The sequence below is a fragment of the Actinophytocola sp. genome (assembly GCF_035634895.1).
Classification (GTDB): domain Bacteria; phylum Actinomycetota; class Actinomycetes; order Mycobacteriales; family Pseudonocardiaceae; genus Actinophytocola.
The window spans coordinates 1-17,423 of record NZ_DASQCC010000101.1; the positions used below are offsets into that span (position 1 = coordinate 1).

The window sequence follows — 17,423 nt, forward strand, 5'->3', positions numbered from 1 at the left end:
CAGAGTCCCCGCAGGAGCACGGATCTCGGCCGGGAAGTTCGGCAACGTCGCCAGATCGTTCCCGAACGCCGCCGCCTCCGAGGTGAACCGGTCACCCGTGAGCTGCATCCCGTCACCCGAATCACCGGCGAACCTGATCACCACCCGCTCGATCCTGACGGGCTTGGGCGTGGCTTGTCCTCCGGTGATCACCCGACCAGTGTCCGGAGTCCGGGCAGAGATACCGTCGAAGCCGGCTTGAGGGGTTCTAGTGTCCCGACTCAGGACACTAGAGGCCGCGTTTGACCGACTCCAGCAGCATCTGCGACACGTCCCGCACCTGGACGTCCGTGCCCTTGTCCTCGCTCTGCCGCTGCACGAGCCCGTCGGTGACCATGACCCGGCAGAACGGGCAGCCGGTCACGATCTCCTTCGCGTCCGTGTTCAGGGCCTCGTCGACGCGCTCCAGGTTGATGCGCTTGCCGATGTGCTCCTCCATCCACATCCGCGCGCCACCCGCGCCGCAGCACAGTGCGCGGTCGGCGTGCCGGGGCATCTCGGTCAGCGTCGCACCGGCCGCGCCGACGAGCTCGCGCGGCGGCTCGTAGACCTTGTTGTGCCGGCCCAGGTAGCAGGGGTCGTGGTAGGTGACGGGCGCGCCGCCGTCGGCCGGCTTGACCGGGGTCAGCCTGCCGTCGCGCACGAGCCGGTTCAGCACCTGCGTGTGGTGCATGACGTCCCAGTGCCCGTTCGTGCCCTCGAAGCTCGGGATCATGCCCTCCAGCTGCGGGTACTCGCGGCCGAGCGTGTTCATGCAGTGCGGGCAGGTCGTGATGATCTTCCGCTTGGTGGGCTCGCGGCCCTCGAACACGGTGTTGAGCATCTCGGCGGTCTGCTGGGCCATCATCTGGAAGAGGAACTCGTTGCCGGAGCGGCGTGCCGGGTCACCCGTGCACGTCTCCTCCTTGCCCAGCACCACGAACTTGACGCCGGCGATGTGCAGCAGCTCGGCGGTGGCGCGGACCGTCTTCTTGGCCTGGTCGTCGAACGCGCCGGCGCAGCCGATCCAGTACAGGTACTCGACGTCGTCGGCCAGCTCGCCGTCGTAGACCGGGACCTCGAACGGCAGGTCCTTGGCCCAGTCCATGCGCTCGGAGTTGTTCTGGCCCCACGGGTTGCCCTTGTTCTCCAGGTTGCGGAACAGGGTGCCCAGCTCGGACGGGAACTCCGACTCGATCATGACCTGGTAGCGGCGCATGTCGACGATGTGGTCGACGTGCTCGATGTCCACCGGGCACTGCTCGACGCACGCGCCGCAGGTGGTGCAGGACCACAGGACGTCCGGGTCGATCAGGCCACCGACCTCCGCGGTGCCGACGAGCGGGCGGCCGGCCTGCGCGGGGCTGTCGGCGGGCACCCGCCCGAAGCCGGACTCCGGGACGTGGTGGCCGTTGCCCGACGCCAGCGCCAACACGTCGACGTCGCTGTGGTCGGGGACCTCCTGGCCGCCGATCAGGTAGGGCGCCTTCGCGAACAGGTGGTCGCGAAGGTCCATGATCACGAGCTTCGGCGACAGCGGCTTGCCCGTGTTCCAGGCGGGGCACTGGCTCTGGCAGCGCCCGCACTCGGTGCACGTGGCGAAGTCGAGCATGCCCTTCCAGGTGAAGTCCTCGATCTTGCCGCGACCGAAGACGTCGTCCTCGCCGGGATCCTCGAAGTCGATCGGCTTGCCGCCGGACTCCATGGGCAGCAGCGGCCCGAGGCCGTCCGGCAGGCGCTTGGTGGAGACGTTGATCGGCGCGATGAAGACGTGCAGGTGCTTCGAGTGCAGGATGATGATCGTGAACGAGAGCATCACGCCGATGTGCAGCAGCAGCGCGATCGACTCGATCCACTCGTTCGCGGTGTCACCGAGCGGCCGCAGCAGGTCACCGACGCCGAGCGACACCCACGCGCCCGAGTCGTACGGGAAGTTGCCCAGCGCCGCGGCCGCGCCGCGGAACAGGAACATCGTCCAGATGACGTTGAAGATCATGATGAGGATCAGCCACGCGCCGGAGGTGTGTGAGCCGTAGAAGCGGGACGCCCGCTCCTTCTTCTCCGGGGCGTTGCGGACGCGGATGACCGCGAACGCGACCAGGGAGACCACCACCATCACCGCGATGAAGTCCTGCGCGAAGCCGAGCACGGACCAGCGGCCGATCCACCAGATGTGGAAGTCGTGGTCGAACAGGGTGCCGTACGCCTCGAGGTAGACCGAGGCGAGGATGACGAAGCCCCAGAAGGTGAAGGCGTGGGCCGCGCCGGGGATGGACCACTTCAGCAGCTTGCGCTGGCCGAAGACCTCCCTGACCTGCGCGAACAGGCGCGCGCCGAGCCGGTCGAAGCGGTCGACGGGCTGTCCGGACTTGATCAGGTCATAGATGAACTTGCCACGACGTGCGGCGAACCCGAGTACCACCACGGTGATCAGCAGTCCAACAATGAGACGAACGACCACGAGCGCTCTCCCGCATCCGGCGACGTTGGCTTGCAAGAGTGTCAGTCTTGCTTGTTACTCGCCAGTATTTATGATCGTGACGCGAGTCGCGCAACAGGGTTGTGACTATCGCCGCTCAATCAGCGCCGCCACGCCGTCGAGGATCCGAGCCAGCCCGAACTCGAAGCCGTACCTGGCGTCGTAGGCCGACTGGTACGTCTCGCCGGCGACCTGGCCGACGCGGGCGGCGACCGGGTACTTCTCGGCGTCGAAGACCCGCTCCAGCAGCGGGGCGTACGCCTCCCACCACTCGGCGTCCGTCACGCCCGTGTCGCTGGCCGACGTGGCCGCCTCGGCCGCCGCACGGGCCGTACCCTGCACGTACACCGACACCATGCTGACCACCGAGTCCATCTCCAGCTCGGTCAGGCCGATCCCGTCGATCGCGCGCAGGGCGTGGTCGTACGCGGCGATGGCACCCGGCCCCAGGGGCGGCCGGGACATGGCCATGACCTGCAGCAGCCACGGGTGGCGCTGGTACAGCTCCCAGTCCGCCCACGCGACGGCCGTCAGCCGGTCGCGCCAGCCGCCCGCGACCTCCTCGCGCGGCACGGACCCGACGGCCCGGTCGAACATCACGTCGACCAGCTCGGCCTTCGACGGGACGTAGGTGTACAGCGACATCGTGCCCACGCCGAGCCGGTCGGCCACCCGGCGCATGGACACCGCGGCGAGCCCCTCGGCGTCGGCGATCTCGGTGCCGGTGCGGACGATCCGCTCGACCGTCAGCCCCTGCCTCGGCCCTCGCGACTTCGGCGCGGAGCCGACGCCCCACAGCAGCTCCATGCCGCGCACGGGGTCACCCCGGCCGCCGTAGTGCCTGGTCTCATCGTTCTTGGTCATCGCCGTAACATCCTAGAATCTTCGTACGATGTACGGTAACGTCTGATCTCGTACACCGTACGACTAGCGAGGGGGGAGCATGATCCGCACCGAGGGCCTCTGCAAACGGTTCGGCGAGAAGGTCGCGCTCGACCAGGTCGACCTGACCGTCGCCGCGGGCACCGTCCACGGGTTGCTCGGCCCGAACGGCGCCGGCAAGACCACGGTCGTCCGCATCCTGACCACACTGCTGCGACCGGACGCGGGCCACGCGTCGGTGGCCGGCTTCGACGCCGTCACCGCCGCCGGCCAGGTGCGGGCGCACATCGGACTGGTCGGCCAGCACACGGCGGTCGACGAGGCACTGTCCGCGCGGCAGAACCTGGAGCTGTTCGGGCGCCTCTACCACCTGTCCGCCGGCGCGGCCCGCACGCGAGCCGGCGACCTGCTGGCGCGGTTCGCGCTGGCGGACGCGGGCAGGAAACCGGTCAGTCAGTTCTCCGGCGGCATGCGGCGGCGACTGGATCTCGCGGCGAGCCTGATCCTGCGGCCACGGGTGCTGTTCCTGGACGAGCCGACGGCCGGGCTCGACCCACGCGGCCGCAACGAGGTGTGGGAGTCGGTGCGGGCACTCGTACGCGAGGGCACGACGGTGCTGCTGACCACGCAGTACCTGGACGAGGCCGACCAGCTCGCCGGCGCGGTCTCCGTGATCGACCACGGGCGCGTGATCGCGGAGGGCAGCCCGGCGGCGCTGAAGTCCAGGCTGGGCGGCGACCGCCTTGACGTGGTCCTCCACGACGCGGCGGAGCTGCCGGCGGCCGTGGCGGTACTGGCGAGGGTGGCCGGTGCCGAGCCGGAGACCGACCCGGACAACCGGCGACTGAGCACCCCCGTGACCGACCCGCTGACCGCGCTGGCGGACGCGGTGCACGCGCTGCGGGAGGCGGACCTGACCGTCGAGGACATCGGACTGCGCCGGCCGACGCTGGACGAGGTCTTCCTGCACCTGACCGGCGACCGGAAAGAGGAGGTGCCCGCATGAGGTGGGCTTTCGCGGACGGCTGGACCATGACCCGCCGGGACATCCTGCACTGGTCGCGGCAGCCCGGTCCGGTCATCGTGGGCCTGCTGTTCCCCGTGTTGATGGTCGTGATGTTCGGTTACCTGTTCGGCGGGGCGATGGCCGTGCCGGGCGGCGGGGACGGGTACCGCGAGTTCATCCTCCCCGGGATGTTCGCCATGACCATGGCCTTCGGACTCGAGGCGACCATGATCGCGGTCACCGCGGACGCCGCCAAGGGCGTCACCGACCGGTTCCGTTCCATGCCGATGGCGCCGTCCGCCGTCGTCACCGGCCGGGCCGGCGCCGACATGCTCAACTCGGTCCTCGGGCTCGTCGTGATCATGCTCGCCGGGCTGCTCGTGGGATGGCGGGCGCATACCGGTCCGCTGTCGGTGCTCGCGGCGGTCGGGCTGCTGCTACTCCTGCGGTTCGCCTTGCTGTGGCTGGGAATCTTCCTCGGGCTCGTGATCAAAGGGCCGGAAAGTGTTCTCGCGGTACAGATTCTCGTCTGGCCGGTCACCTTCCTGTCCAACACCTTCGTCGCGCCGGGCACCATGCCGGGCTGGCTCGGCACGATCGCCGAGTGGAACCCGCTGTCCTCGACCGTCGCGGCCACCCGGCACCTCTTCGGCAACCCCAGCTGGGGCGGCGGCTCCTGGCTCACCGAGCACGCCACGCCCATGGCCGTCGCCTGGCCCGTGCTGCTCATCGCGATCTTCTTTCCCCTGTCCGTACGCCGTTTCCAACGGCTCAGCCGATGACCGAGGGTCGCACCGTCCCGTATCGCGGGAACCGCTCCCATTTTTTGAACCGGCGACGGGTCCGCCCCGTCAACCGGTTGTGTCCCCGCACCCGAAATCGACCCGGCCGAAGTCGTCCCGATCATGGTCCGGGCGGCGGAGCGGGACCCGGAAGATGTTGACGGAGAGTAATGTTACCGGCATGTATGGCCAGGTGAACCGCACGTGAAACAGGTACACCCGGTGACCGATCAGTTCCGGAATGTGCCTGTTCGCAATAACCGTGAAAGCTGGGAAAAACCTGAGAGGCTTAATCGCTAAAGCCTTGTCTACCTGCTTGATAACGATTCAACGGGACGTCGAATTCGGTCCGGTCCGACCGACTCGGGGGTGGTGTGAACCACGCGGCGGGTGTCAGGATGCGCGGCGCCGGGAGTGCATCCCGGCCTGACTGTGACCCCTCGGGTGTGGTTACCGAGCGAACACGGTCGACAATGGCACTGCCGGATGGCCCCCGACACTCGGCAGGCAGGCAGAAAGGCTCCGAATGACCTGGGCACGACACGCCAGCCCGACCCTTGAGCAAGGCCGCTTCGCGGAAGCACGGGCTAGCGAGAAGATGCACTACGCGATCCAGAACCGGAAGGCCGCGCGCACGGTAGCGTGCCACGCCGCCGACGCGATGGACTGCGCGAACCTTCTCGCGATGCTTGGCCTCGACCAGCTCGATGAGAACGGCGCGATCAAGATGCCGGCGGCTGAGTAAGCCGGTACTCGACCAGCCCACCCGCTCCGTCCACTGAGGACGAGCTGAGCTCACCACGAAGGACCAGTACATCCAGGTGTGCCGCGGTTTCCCCGGCCGCGAGCGTCTGGTTGAACAGGTCGAGGTCGTCGAAACTCGTGTGCCGTCGCGTCCATCCCAACCGGCGCGCGGCCTCGTACGCGGTGGCGGCTCCGTCGCGCACCGCGCCGAGCGACTCGGCGAGCCGTTCCTCGTGATGGGCGAGTAGTTCGTCGACCCGGGCGTGCGTGCTCGCCGTGACCGGCCCGTGTGCCGGCAGGAGACGCAGGTCCGGGTAGGACCGGACGAGGTGGAGGCTGTCGAGGTAGTCCCGCAGCGGCAGCTTGGCCGGCTCCGGCTGGAACCCGATCGACGGCGTGATGTTCGGCAGCACGTGGTCGCCGGCGAACAGCACGCCGGCCCGCTCGTCGACGAACACGACGTGGCCGAGCGTGTGGCCCGGCGTCGGCACGGCCGTGAGCGTGCGGTCGCCGACGTCGATGGCCGTGGTGCCGTCGAGCCACTCGTCGGGCTCCTCGTAGCGGTCGCCGCCGCCCTCGCGCTCACCGAAGGTCTCGGCCCACCGCTTGACCAGTGGTTCCGCGCCCCAGCGGACCATCTGGCGGGCCTGCCCGTCGAGCCGCCGGGTCATGGTGCGCTCGAGCGAGGGCTGCTCGCCGATGCCGAGCGCCACCTTGGTGCCGTACACCCGGCGCAGCGAGATGGCCAGCGTGTAGTGGTCGCGGTGGATGTGGGTGACGAGGAAGCGCTGGATGTCGCCGAACTCGTAGCCGATGGCGCCGAGCGCCTGTTCGAGCTGGCGTTCGGCCACCTCGAGGGCCCAGCCCGAGTCGATCATGACCAGGCCGCCGCCGGTCTCGATCGCGTAGACGTTGACGGCACGCAGCCCGTCCATCGGCAGCGGCAGTGGGATGCGGTGCACCCCCGGCGCGACCTCGAACGCTCCGGGTACCAACCACGCGTGCCGGTCGGTCTGGTCGTCCGCCATGGCCACCTCCTCGTCAGCTAACCGGAACCTAGCAAATCCCGGTTCACTTATGGGTGTGAGCCGTCTCCTGTGCCCAGTGGCCGGGACAGGGCCTGTCGAACACCTGTCCGCGACGATCGGACCTGACAGTTGCCAGTTGGTCTGTACCACTTGACGGGACGTGGTCTAGACCAGATAGTGGCAGTGGATCTCACACGGGCGCCGACCCCGGACAACGAGGAGAACGATGTCGGGGATCCGATGGCGCCTGCCGGCCCTCGTGGCCGCGCTCGCCACCACCACTGGTCTGGCCGTCGCGCCGGCCCAGGGCGCCGAACCAACCGGCCAGCCACACGTGAACGCCGCGGGAGTGACCCTCGGCTACTTCGTCGACTGGGGCGTCTACCAACGCGACTACCACGTCAAGAACATCGAGACGTCCGGCTCCGCGTCGAAGCTGACTCACATCAACTACGCGTTCGGCAATGTCACGAATGGACAGTGCGCGATCGGTGACTCCTACGCCGACTACGACAGGTTCTACGACGCGGCGTCCAGTGTGGACGGCACGGCCGACACCTGGGACGCGGGTGCCCTGCGCGGCAGCTTCAACCAGTTGCGCAAGCTCAAGGCCATGCATCCTGGTCTGAAGGTCATCTGGTCCTTCGGCGGCTGGTCGTGGTCCGGCGGGTTCGGCCAGGCCGCCGCGAACCCGGCCGCCTTCGCCGACTCGTGCCACGACCTCGTCGAGGACCCGCGCTGGGCCGACGTGTTCGACGGCATCGACATCGACTGGGAGTACCCGAACGCGTGTGGCCTGCAGTGCGACACCTCGGGGGCCGCGGCGTTCCCGAACCTGATGTCGGCCCTGCGCCAGCGCTTCGGCCCGGACGACCTCGTCACGGCCGCCATCACCGCGGACGGCTCCGACGGCGGCAAGATCGACGCGGCCGACTACGGTGGCGCCGCGCGGTACGTCGACTGGTACAACGTGATGTCCTACGACTACTTCGGCGCCTTCGACGCGGACGGCCCGACCGCCCCGCACTCGCCGCTCACCTCCTACGACGGCATCCCGGCACAGGGCTTCAACACCGACGCCGCGCTCCAGAAGCTCCAGAGCAAGGGCATTCCGGCGTCGAAGCTGCTGCTCGGCATCGGCTTCTACGGTCGTGGCTGGACGGGTGTCACCCAGGCCGCGCCCGGCGGGTCGGCGACCGGCGCCGCACCGGGCACGTACGAGCCGGGCATCGAGGACTACAAGGTGATCAGGGACCGCTGCCCGGCCACCGGCACCGTCGCGGGCACCGCCTACGCGTTCTGCGGCGACCAGTGGTGGAGCTACGACACCCCGGAGACGATCCGCGGCAAGATGTCCTACGCGAGCGACCACGGCCTCGGCGGCGCGTTCTTCTGGGAGCTTTCCGGCGACACGCGCGACGGTGAGCTGATCAGCGCGATGCGCGACTAGTGTCCCGCGCCGGAAATCAGGCAGCTAATTCGGCGGCCCAGCTTCCCGCTGGCGGCGTTGCCGGTTCGCCCAAGTACGACCCAGTACGAGGGCGAACCGGCGCCTTGCCAGCAGAAACCCGGATCCACCGACTTGATCACCGCATTTCCGGCGCGGGACACTAGGGAAGATCCGGCGTCCGCACGCGCGTGCGGGCGCCGGCTACCAGTCCTGCGTGCGATCCATCGGCCGCACGTCGCGGTACGCCGCGGTGAGCGGGTTGGCACCCGGCCGGACGACCAGCGCGCCCAGCAGACCGAGCAGACCGAGCAGGGCGAGCACGAGCAACTGAAATGCGAGGCCGATCACAAAAGCGAGACCAGAAACAAGACCGACGAGCCAACGAACGGCCATCACTCCCCCAACCGAAAAGACACTCCAATCGGTTTTTCGCGGGAGTGCGGTGATTTGTTACCCAGCGTGCTCTCTTTCACGTATGGTAACCGAATGGTGGCGGCCGGTGGGTATGACCAGCGGTGTTCCACTGACCGGGTCGGTTGTCACCTGGCACCGGACATCGAATACGTCCTCGACCAATTCGGGCGTGACAACCGTTGTCGGCGGGCCCTCGGCGACGATCCGGCCGGCCTTCATCGCGATTACGTGATCCGCGTACCGGCAGGCCTGGTTCAAATCATGAAGGACCATCACAATTGTTCGGCCCTCGCGCCGGTTCAGGTCCACGACCAGGTCGAGCACGTCGATCTGGTGGGCGAGGTCGAGGAAGGTGGTCGGCTCGTCGAGCAGCAGCACCGGCGTCTCCTGCGCGATGGCCATCGCGATCCAGGCCCGCTGCCGCTGCCCGCCGGACAGCTCGTCGACCGGCCGGTCTGCGAGGTCGGTCAACTCGGTGGCACGCAAGGCTTCCGTGACCACGGCCGCGTCCTCCGACGACCACTGCCGCCACCAGCTCTGATGCGGCGCCCGGCCGCGGGTCACGAGGTCGATGACGGTCAACCCGTCGGGCGCGACCGGCGACTGCGGCAGGATGCCCAGCTGCCGCGCGACCTGCCGGGTCGGCGTGCTGTGCACCGGCCGGCCGTCGAGGTACACGGTCCCGGCCTGCGGCGACAGCAACCGCGCCAGCGCGCGCAGCAGGGTCGACTTGCCGCACGCGTTGGCGCCGACGATCACGGTGATGCGACCGGGCGGCACGAGCAGGTCGAGGTCGTCGACCACCACCCGGTCGTCGTAGGCCAGGCGGAGATGCTCGGCACGTAACTCGATCACAGCCATACCCTACGCGTCGAAGTTAGGTTAGGTATACCTCAGACAGCATGGCTGGTCAGGTAGCCGCCCATCGTGCGGAAGTACTCGGTGGCCGCGAGCTCCGTGCCGTCGTCCAGGCGCAGCCGGCGCAACAGCAGGCCGTGGCCGCGGCCGCGGCGGGCGTCGGCGCCGGCGACGATCACCACGCCGTCGCCCTCCTTGATGAAGATGCGGCCGGGCGTTCCGCCGTACCGGCCGGTGGAGACGTCGGCCTCGATCACCCGCAGCCGGGTCGAGCCGTGGTAGGCGAACGCGTTCGGGTACGGGTCGGACTGGGCCCGCACCAGCCGCTCCAGCTCCTCGGCCGTCCAGTGCCAGTCGATGCGGCTGTCCTCGATGGACCGCTTGTGGAAGAAGGACGCCTTCGCCGGGTCCTGCTTCGCGAAGTCCTTGTCGCCGTTGGCGATCCTGGCCAGCGCGTCCACCACGATCGGCCCGATGAGGTCGACCGTGCGGTGGAACAGGTCGGCCGCGGTGTCCTTGGGACCGACCGGAACCGCCCGCTGCAGCACGATCTCGCCCGCGTCCAGCTCGTCGTTCATCAGGTGCGCGGTCACGCCGACCTCGGCCTCGCCGTTGATCAGCGCCCAGATCACCGGCGCGAAGCCCGCGTAGGCCGGCAGCAGCGAGTCGTGCACGTTGAGGGTCCCGTTCGGCGGGAGGTTGAAGATGTGCGGCGGAATCCAGGTGCGCCAGTTGTTCGCGACGATGATGTCCGGCTCGGCGTCCTTCAGCGCACGCACCACGTCCTCGTTGGGGCGGTTGCTCACCACCACCGGCACGCCGTGCGCCGCGGCCAGGTCCGCCACGGAGTCGCTCCAGATCGACTCGTAGGCGTGGTCGCTCGCGGGGTGCGTCACCGCCAGCACCACCTCGTGCGCCGAGGCGAGCAGCGCCTCCAGGGTCCGATGTCCCCATGTCTGGTACCCGAAGAGCGCCACGCGCATGAAACTTCTCCCATCCCGGTCAGGTGAAGCGAGGCTATCCTTACTCCGCGGCATTAGGTTAGCCTTACCTGTGCCGAACGAGGAGAGGACGGTAATGCCACAGGAACCCCTCGGGGACCGGGACACGTACGACGTGCTCGGAGTCGGTTTCGGACCAGCCAACCTCGCACTGGCGATCGCGGTCGCCGAGCACAACGCACGACCGGACGTCACGCCGCTGCGGAGCCTGTTCCTCGAACGGCAACCCCGCTTCGGCTGGCACCGCGGCATGCTGATCGACGACGCGACCATGCAGGTCTCGTTCCTCAAGGACCTCGTCACGCTGCGGAACCCGACCAGCGACTTCAGCTTCCTGGCCTACCTGCACTCGTCCGACCGGCTCGTCGACTTCATCAACCAGAAGTCCCTGTTCCCACTGCGGGTCGAGTTCCACGACTACCTCGAGTGGGCCGCGGCCCGGTTCACCGACGAGGTCCGCTACGGCCACGAGGTGGTCGAGGCCACCACTCCCGACGGCACACACTTCGACGTCACCGCGCGCCGCGCCGACGGCACGACGACCACCGTCCGCGCCCGCAACCTCGTGTTCGGCGTCGGCCTCACGCCGCACCTGCCGCCCGGCGCGACCCTGTCGGAGCGCGTGTGGCACAACCGCGACCTGCTGGACCGCGTCGAGCTGCTGCGCCGGTCCACGTCCTACGCGCCGCCGGTCCGGTTCGCGGTCGTCGGCGCCGGGCAGAGCGCCGCCGAGGTCACGAAGTACCTGCACGACAGCTTTCCGCACGCCGAGGTGTGCGGGGTCTTCTCCCGCTACGGCTACAGCCCGTCGGACGACAGCCCGTTCGCCAACCGGGTGTTCGACCCGGACGCGGTCGACCACTTCTACGGCGCGCCGCCCGAGGTCAAGCAGCTGATCATGTCCTACCACGCGAACACGAACTACTCGGTGGTCGACACCGACCTCATCGAGGAGCTGTACCGGCGGGTCTACCAGGAGAAGGTCCTCGGCACGCGGCGGCTGCGGCTGTTCAACGTGTCGAGGGTCGTCGAGACCGTGGAGACCGGCGACGGCGTGCGGGCCACGGTCGAGTCGCTGGCCACGCACGAGAAGGCCGTGCTGGACTGCGACGTGCTCGTCTACGCGACGGGTTACCGGCCGCGCGACCCGCTTTCGCTGCTGGGTGAGGCCGCGGCGCTGTGCGAGCGCGACGAGACCGGGCGGCCCCTGGTGTCCAGGGAGTACCGGGTGGAGACGTCGCGGGAGCTGATGGCCGGGCTCTACCTCCAGGGGTACACCGAGCACACGCACGGGATCTCGTCCTCGCTGCTGTCGACGACGGCCGTACGGGCCGGGCAGATCCTGGACTCGATCGCGACGCGGGTGCCCGCGCGGCTGGCGGTGACCCGTTGACCCTTGTCGAGCCGGAGGTCCAGTCGTACGTCCTGTTCCGGGTGGAGGTCGTCCGGACCGAGCGGGTCAGCCCGAAGATGCTGCGCGTGACGTTCGGCGGGCGGTCGCTGTCCGGTTGCGTGTGGGCCGGCCACGACCACCGGATCAAGCTGTTCCTGCCGCTGCCCGGCCAGCTTGACCCGATCGTGCCGGAGGGACCGGACTGGTTCGCCGAGTATCGCGCCATGCCGGCGGAGATCAAGCCGCCGATGCGGACGTTCACCATCCGCGCGCTGCGTGGGGACGAGCTGGACGTCGACTTCGTGCTGCACGGGGACATCGGGCCGGCCGGCAGGTGGGCGAACCGCGCGCGGCCCGGCGACCGGGTCGCGATCCTGGGGCCGAACGCGCGGTGCCCGAGGGTCTACGGCTACGAGTACCGGCCCGACGCCGACACCGACTGGACGCTGCTGGCCGGCGACGAGACCGCGTTACCGGCGATCACCGCGATCCTCGCCTCGTTGCCCGCGCGGCGCCGGGCCCTGGTGTTCCTCGAGGTCGACTCGGCGGCGGAGATCCGGCCGCTGCCGTGCGCGGGGGACGCACGGGTGACGTGGCTGTCGCGGGAGGGTTCGCCCGCGGTCGGTGGCGGACTGCTGCGGGCGGCGATCTCCCGGACCGAGTTCCCCGCCGGTAGGCCGTACGCCTGGCTGGCCGGCGAGTCGAGCGCGGTGAAGGAACTGCGGCGCCACCTCGTGCGGGAGCGCGGGGTCGACAAGAAGGACGTGTACTTCTCCGGCTACTGGCTCCTGGGGAGCGCGATCGAGTAGCGGCGTGTTCTTCCCGGATCACCGCACGATCGAGTAGGCATGTCCTCGTGCATGACTACTCCACACAGTTTCCCAGCCTCCGATTCGCCGACCTGGGCGGTGGCGTGCTCGAGGTGTCCATGTCGGCGCCCGGGCGGCTGAACGCCGTCGGCCATCAGGGACACCGCGACCTGGCCGCGGTCTGGTCCGCCGTCGACACCGACCCGGACGTGCGGGTGGCGATCATCCGCGGCGAGGGCGGCGTGTTCTCCGCCGGCGGCGACCTCGACCTGGTGTCGGACATGGCGTCCGACTTCGAGGTCCGGATCCGGGTGCTGCGCGAGGCCCGTGACCTCGTCTACAACGTGATCAACTGCTCGAAGCCGATCGTGTCGGCGATGGAGGGTCCGGCGGTCGGTGCCGGCCTGGTGGTGGGGTTGCTGGCGGACGTGTCGATCGCGGCCACGGACGCCCGGATCATCGACGGCCACACCCGGCTCGGCGTGGCGGCGGGCGACCACGCGGCGATCGTGTGGCCGCTGCTCTGTGGCATGGCGAAGGCCAAGTACTACCTGCTGACGTGCGAGCCGGTGTCGGGCGAGGAGGCCGAGCGGATCGGTCTGGTGTCGCTGTGCGTACCGGGCGAGGAGCTGCACGACCGGGCCCGCGCGGTGGCCTCCCGGCTGGCCGGCGGCTCCCAGAGCGCGATCCGGTGGACGAAGTACGCGCTGAACAACTGGCTGCGGCAGGCGGGTCCGCTGTTCGACACGTCGCTGGGGCTGGAGTTCCTCGGGTTCGCCGGGCCGGACGTGCGCGAGGGCGTGTCGGCCATCCGCGAGAAGCGCAGGCCGGACTTCTCCGGTCCCGCCTCGGAATGAGACCCGGGTCCACTACATTGCGTGTCCGCGACGATACATAGAAGTTCTACCTTCATATGTAGTACACCTGCTATCGTTCGCAGCATCAGAACGATAGGAGGTGGACCGTGACCGTGACTGATCACACGGTGGCACCGACAAGGGGGACCCGATCGGTGGACGAGACATACGTGCTCGACATCCGTGATCTGCGGATGCGGTACGGCACGAAAGACGTGCTCACAGGCGTGAGCTTCGTGGCACATCCGGGTGAGGTGGTCGCGTTGCTCGGCCCGAACGGGGCGGGCAAGACGACGACGATCGAGATTCTCGAGGGGTTCCGGATGCGCTCGGCGGGGGAGGTCGGCGTGCTGGGGGTCGACCCGGCGCACGGGGACGAGAACTGGCGGGCGCGGCTCGGCGTCGTGCTCCAGTCGTGGCGTGACCACGGCAAGTGGAAGGTGCGTGAGCTGCTGGCCCACCTCGGCCTGTACTACGCGCCCTACTCGACCGACCGCATCACCCGTCCGTGGGACGTGGACGAGCTGATCGCGGCGGTCGGCCTGACCGAGCACGCGAACAAGAAGATCTCGCGGCTCTCCGGCGGGCAGCGGCGGCGGCTGGACGTGGCGATCGGCATCGTCGGCCGGCCGGAGCTGCTGTTCCTCGACGAGCCGACCGCGGGCTTCGACCCGGAGGCGCGCCGGGAGTTCCACGACCTGGTGCACGCCCTGTCCGACGCGAACACGACGATCCTGCTGACCACGCACGACCTCGACGAGGCCGAGAAGCTGGCCGACCGGATCCTGATCCTCGCGGGCGGCGCGATCATCGCCGACGGCTCCGCCGACGAGCTGGCGCGGCGGATGTCGACCGAGGCCGAGGTGAAGTGGACGATCGACGGCCAGCGGTTCGTGCACTCGACGGCCGACGCGACGGAGTTCGTGCGGCAGCTGTTCAAGGAGCACGACGAGAAGGTCGCGGACCTCGAGGTGCGGCGGGCCAGCCTGGAGGACACCTACATGGCGATGGTCCGGCAGTTCGAGTCCGGCAGGCAGGACGAGGCCGTGCGCGAGTTCGAGGTGGTGCAGCGATGAGCCCGGCAACGACGACCAGGACAGCGACGAGGAACGGGTTCGCGACGAACCCCAGGGTGGCGGCGGTCTGGGCCGGGGTGGCCCGGGGTCGTGCGGAGCTCGGACAGACGTTCAGGACTCCCCAGGACCTCTGGAACTACTTCTTCCCCAACGCGATCCTGCTGGTCGTCATGTTCTTCATGAAGGGCGCGACGGTGCCGGGCACCTCGTTCTCGCTCGGCTCCCGCACGTTACCGAGCGTCGTCGGCATGGGCGTGGCGTTCACCGGAATGGTGTCGCTGGCGATGTCGCTGGCCGTGGAGCGTGAGGACGGCACCCTGCTGCGGGCCAAGGCGGTCCCGAACGGCATGCTCGGTTACCTGATCGGCAAGATCACGCTGCTCTCCGGCATGGTCGTGATCGGGCAGGTGATCATCCTGGTGCCGAGCCTGATCATGCTCGACGGCATCTCGATCAACTGGTTCACGCTGGCCTGGGTCGTCGTGATCGGCCTGGTCGCGACCCTGCCCATCGGCGCGGTGGTCGGCTCGCTGTTCTCGAACCCACGCAACGCCGGGCTGGTCATGCTGCCGATGATGGGACTCACCGCGATCTCCGGCATCTTCTACCCGATCAGCTCGATGCCGGACTGGCTGCAGGGTGTCGCGCAGGTGTTCCCGATCTACTGGCTCGGGCTGGGCATGCGGTCGGCGATGCTGCCGGACGCGCTGCGGATGGCGGAGATCGGCGACTCGTGGCGGCAGCTGGAGACACTGGGCGTGCTCGTGGCGTGGGCTGCGGTGGGTCTGCTGCTGGCCCCTATGGTGATGCGCAGGATGGCACGCCGTGAGTCCGGTTCCACCGTGGCGGCACGGCGCGAACGGGCGATGCAGCGGGTGACATGACAGGGAAGAACACGTCCAGCGAGACGATCTACAACCGGATCGCGATGCTCCGCGTCGAACGCGGGGTGTCTCGCCGGCAGCTGGCGGAGGCGCTGGGCGTCCACTACCAGACGATCGGCTACCTGGAGCGCGGCGAGTACAGCCCGTCGCTGTACCTGGCGCTGCGGATCGCGGAGTACTTCGGGGTGGCGGTCGAGGTGGTCTTCTCCACCTCGCCGTTCCCCCGGCTCGGTGACTCGTCGGAACAGTCGGCCTGATTGGCCGCTTGACTGGCTGCTTGATTGGCCGCTTGATTGGCCGCTTGATTGGCTGCGCATAATGGCTGGATGGGCACCGTGGCGTTCGGCAGCGTGCCGACCGAGCTGGGCGACGTGCTGGCGGCGGTCACCGACGATGGGCTGGTGGCCACCGCCTTCACCGACTCACCACACATCAGGGCCGCGATCGCCGCGCGGCTGGGCCTCCCCGAGGCCTCCTCGCCGGCGGTGGACGGCGTACTCGGCCAACTACGCCAGTACTTCGCCGGCTCCCGGCGGGAGTTCGAGGTGACCGTGGACTGGCGGATGATGTCCGACGCCCAGCGGCGCGTGCTCGGCACGCTGTACTCGACGGTGCCGTACGGCAAGGTCGTGACGTACGGGGAGCTGGCGGCCCGCAGCGGTACCGGGATCCCGCCGCGCGGCATCGGCTCGATCATGGGCAGCAACCCGATTCCCATCGTCGTGCCGTGCCACCGGGTGGTCGCCGGCGACGGGTTGGGCGGGTTCAGCGGCGGTACCGGTGTGGAGTCGAAACGCCGCCTGCTGACGCTGGAGGGCTACCTGCCGCCGACTCTCTTCTAGACTTGTCAGCTATGTCCGGCCCGGTGGTCAGCCGCCGCCGTGAGGTGAGCGGCGGCAGCGCACGTTCCCTGTTGACGACGGTGCTCGGTGAGTTCGTGCTGCCGCTGGACCGGCAGGTGTGGACGTCGGCACTGGTCGAGGCGCTGGCACTGTTCGACGTCGAGGAGAAGGCCGCGCGGCAGGCACTGGCACGCACGGCCGCCGAGGGTTGGTTGAGCGCCGACCGCGTGGGCCGCCGAGTCCGCTGGAACCTGACGGCGGACGCCAGGCGGCTGCTCGCCGAGGGCGCGACGAGGATCTACGGGTTCGGCAGCAAGTCGCGCGAGTGGGACGGCCGGTGGCTCGTGGTGCTGGTGTCGGTCCCGGAGACGCAGCGCGACCTGCGGCACAAGCTGCGGACGAGGCTGAGCTGGGCAGGGTTCGGCTCCCCCACGGCAGGCGTGTGGATCACACCGCACCTGTCCGCGGAGGCGGACGCGAAGCTCATCCTGGACGAGTTGGACCTGTCGCCACAGGCGATGTCGTACCTGGCGCAGTACGGGGCCCTGGGCTCCGAGCGGACGATGGTCGAGCGGGCGTGGGACCTCGCCGAGGTGGCCGCCCGGTACCAGGCGTTCGTGGACGAGTTCGCGGTGCTGGCACCGTCCACCCCGGACGAGGTGCTACGCGCGCAGACCCTCCTGGTGCACGAGTGGCGGCGGTTCCCGTTCCTGGACCCGCAGCTGCCGGAGGAGCTGCTACCACCGAGGTGGAGCGGCACCACGGCGACCGCCCTCTTCAACGAGCTGCACGTCCGCTGGCGCACACCGGCACAGGAACGCTGGGCCGAACTGGCCAGGGACTGACGGCACGGCACACCTCCCCCCACCGAGCGCACCATCCGGCCCGCCCGCCGAGCGC

The 17,423-nt window shown here is 69.1% G+C and carries 18 protein-coding genes and 1 pseudogene; 12 read left to right on the forward strand and 7 right to left on the reverse strand.

Annotated features, from left to right (window positions below):
- The 3 genes and pseudogenes from VET29_RS14030 to VET29_RS14040 form a co-directional block, all read right to left on the reverse strand.
- Positions 1–192: pseudogene (locus tag VET29_RS14030) on the reverse strand (2-oxoglutarate ferredoxin oxidoreductase subunit alpha); the annotation flags it as partial.
- Positions 193–268: 76 nt separating this feature from the next.
- Complete coding sequence (locus VET29_RS14035) at positions 269–2,479, reverse strand: (Fe-S)-binding protein (protein ID WP_324919960.1); 2,211 nt, start codon at positions 2,477–2,479, stop codon at positions 269–271.
- Positions 2,480–2,584: 105 nt separating this feature from the next.
- The gene (locus VET29_RS14040; RefSeq protein ID WP_324919962.1) at positions 2,585–3,361 is read right to left on the reverse strand and encodes a TetR/AcrR family transcriptional regulator; all 777 of its coding nucleotides are present in this window, start codon (positions 3,359–3,361) and stop codon (positions 2,585–2,587) included.
- A gap of 79 nt (positions 3,362–3,440) precedes the next feature.
- Here VET29_RS14040 and VET29_RS14045 point away from each other — a divergent pair, with 79 nt between their 5' ends.
- The 3 genes from VET29_RS14045 to VET29_RS14055 all read left to right on the forward strand — a co-directional run bounded on the left by VET29_RS14045 (position 3,441) and on the right by VET29_RS14055 (position 5,912).
- Complete coding sequence (locus tag VET29_RS14045; RefSeq protein ID WP_324919964.1) at positions 3,441–4,385, forward strand: ATP-binding cassette domain-containing protein; 945 nt, start codon at positions 3,441–3,443, stop codon at positions 4,383–4,385.
- On the forward strand, positions 4,382–5,167 hold the full coding sequence (locus VET29_RS14050) for an ABC transporter permease (protein ID WP_324919966.1): 786 nt from the start codon (positions 4,382–4,384) through the stop codon (positions 5,165–5,167). Before VET29_RS14045 ends, VET29_RS14050 begins: the two co-directional genes overlap by 4 nt.
- A gap of 526 nt (positions 5,168–5,693) precedes the next feature.
- On the forward strand, positions 5,694–5,912 hold the full coding sequence (locus VET29_RS14055; RefSeq protein WP_324919969.1) for a hypothetical protein: 219 nt from the start codon (positions 5,694–5,696) through the stop codon (positions 5,910–5,912).
- On the opposite strand, the gene VET29_RS14060 is transcribed toward VET29_RS14055, so the two are convergent.
- Positions 5,890–6,939: an MBL fold metallo-hydrolase gene (locus VET29_RS14060; protein ID WP_324919970.1), complete on the reverse strand. Its 1,050-nt coding sequence runs from the start codon at positions 6,937–6,939 to the stop codon at positions 5,890–5,892. The genes VET29_RS14055 and VET29_RS14060 overlap by 23 nt on opposite strands.
- A gap of 226 nt (positions 6,940–7,165) precedes the next feature.
- Between VET29_RS14060 and VET29_RS14065 the strand changes: the two genes are divergently transcribed.
- Positions 7,166–8,389, forward strand: a complete 1,224-nt coding sequence (locus VET29_RS14065) for a glycoside hydrolase family 18 protein (protein WP_324919972.1) — start codon at positions 7,166–7,168, stop codon at positions 8,387–8,389.
- Positions 8,390–8,590: 201 nt separating this feature from the next.
- On the opposite strand, the gene VET29_RS14070 is transcribed toward VET29_RS14065, so the two are convergent.
- The 3 genes from VET29_RS14070 to VET29_RS14080 are packed head-to-tail and all read right to left on the reverse strand — an operon-like array spanning position 8,591 to position 10,644.
- On the reverse strand, positions 8,591–8,782 hold the full coding sequence (locus tag VET29_RS14070) for a hypothetical protein (RefSeq protein WP_324919974.1): 192 nt from the start codon (positions 8,780–8,782) through the stop codon (positions 8,591–8,593).
- Positions 8,783–8,839: 57 nt separating this feature from the next.
- Complete coding sequence (locus VET29_RS14075; RefSeq protein ID WP_414636497.1) at positions 8,840–9,664, reverse strand: ABC transporter ATP-binding protein; 825 nt, start codon at positions 9,662–9,664, stop codon at positions 8,840–8,842.
- A 32-nt stretch (positions 9,665–9,696) separates the two neighbouring features.
- The gene (locus tag VET29_RS14080; RefSeq protein WP_324919978.1) at positions 9,697–10,644 is read right to left on the reverse strand and encodes a methionyl-tRNA formyltransferase; all 948 of its coding nucleotides are present in this window, start codon (positions 10,642–10,644) and stop codon (positions 9,697–9,699) included.
- Between the two features lie 94 nt (positions 10,645–10,738).
- On the opposite strand from VET29_RS14080, the gene VET29_RS14085 reads away from it, so the two are divergent.
- The 8 genes from VET29_RS14085 to VET29_RS14120 all read left to right on the forward strand — a co-directional run bounded on the left by VET29_RS14085 (position 10,739) and on the right by VET29_RS14120 (position 17,368).
- A complete protein-coding gene (locus VET29_RS14085; protein WP_324919980.1) occupies positions 10,739–12,055 on the forward strand; it encodes a lysine N(6)-hydroxylase/L-ornithine N(5)-oxygenase family protein in 1,317 nt (438 codons plus the stop codon).
- On the forward strand, positions 12,052–12,864 hold the full coding sequence (locus VET29_RS14090; protein ID WP_324919982.1) for a siderophore-interacting protein: 813 nt from the start codon (positions 12,052–12,054) through the stop codon (positions 12,862–12,864). Before VET29_RS14085 ends, VET29_RS14090 begins: the two co-directional genes overlap by 4 nt.
- Before the next feature lie 47 nt (positions 12,865–12,911).
- Positions 12,912–13,721: an enoyl-CoA hydratase/isomerase family protein gene (locus VET29_RS14095; RefSeq protein WP_324919984.1), complete on the forward strand. Its 810-nt coding sequence runs from the start codon at positions 12,912–12,914 to the stop codon at positions 13,719–13,721.
- A 194-nt stretch (positions 13,722–13,915) separates the two neighbouring features.
- The gene (locus tag VET29_RS14100; RefSeq protein WP_324919994.1) at positions 13,916–14,797 is read left to right on the forward strand and encodes an ABC transporter ATP-binding protein; all 882 of its coding nucleotides are present in this window, start codon (positions 13,916–13,918) and stop codon (positions 14,795–14,797) included.
- Entirely contained in the window at positions 14,794–15,681 is an 888-nt protein-coding gene (locus VET29_RS14105) for an ABC transporter permease (RefSeq protein WP_324919986.1), read from the forward strand. Before VET29_RS14100 ends, VET29_RS14105 begins: the two co-directional genes overlap by 4 nt.
- Positions 15,678–15,938 carry a helix-turn-helix transcriptional regulator gene (locus VET29_RS14110; RefSeq protein ID WP_324919988.1) on the forward strand — a complete coding sequence of 87 codons (261 nt, stop codon included), beginning with the start codon at positions 15,678–15,680 and terminating at the stop codon, positions 15,936–15,938. The genes VET29_RS14105 and VET29_RS14110 overlap by 4 nt, the downstream gene beginning before the upstream one ends.
- Before the next feature lie 69 nt (positions 15,939–16,007).
- Positions 16,008–16,523 (forward strand): methylated-DNA--[protein]-cysteine S-methyltransferase, encoded by a 516-nt coding sequence (locus VET29_RS14115; protein WP_324919990.1) that lies wholly within the window; start codon positions 16,008–16,010, stop codon positions 16,521–16,523.
- A gap of 11 nt (positions 16,524–16,534) precedes the next feature.
- Positions 16,535–17,368 (forward strand): PaaX family transcriptional regulator C-terminal domain-containing protein, encoded by an 834-nt coding sequence (locus tag VET29_RS14120; RefSeq protein ID WP_324919992.1) that lies wholly within the window; start codon positions 16,535–16,537, stop codon positions 17,366–17,368.
- The last annotated feature ends 55 nt before the right edge of the window (positions 17,369–17,423 follow it).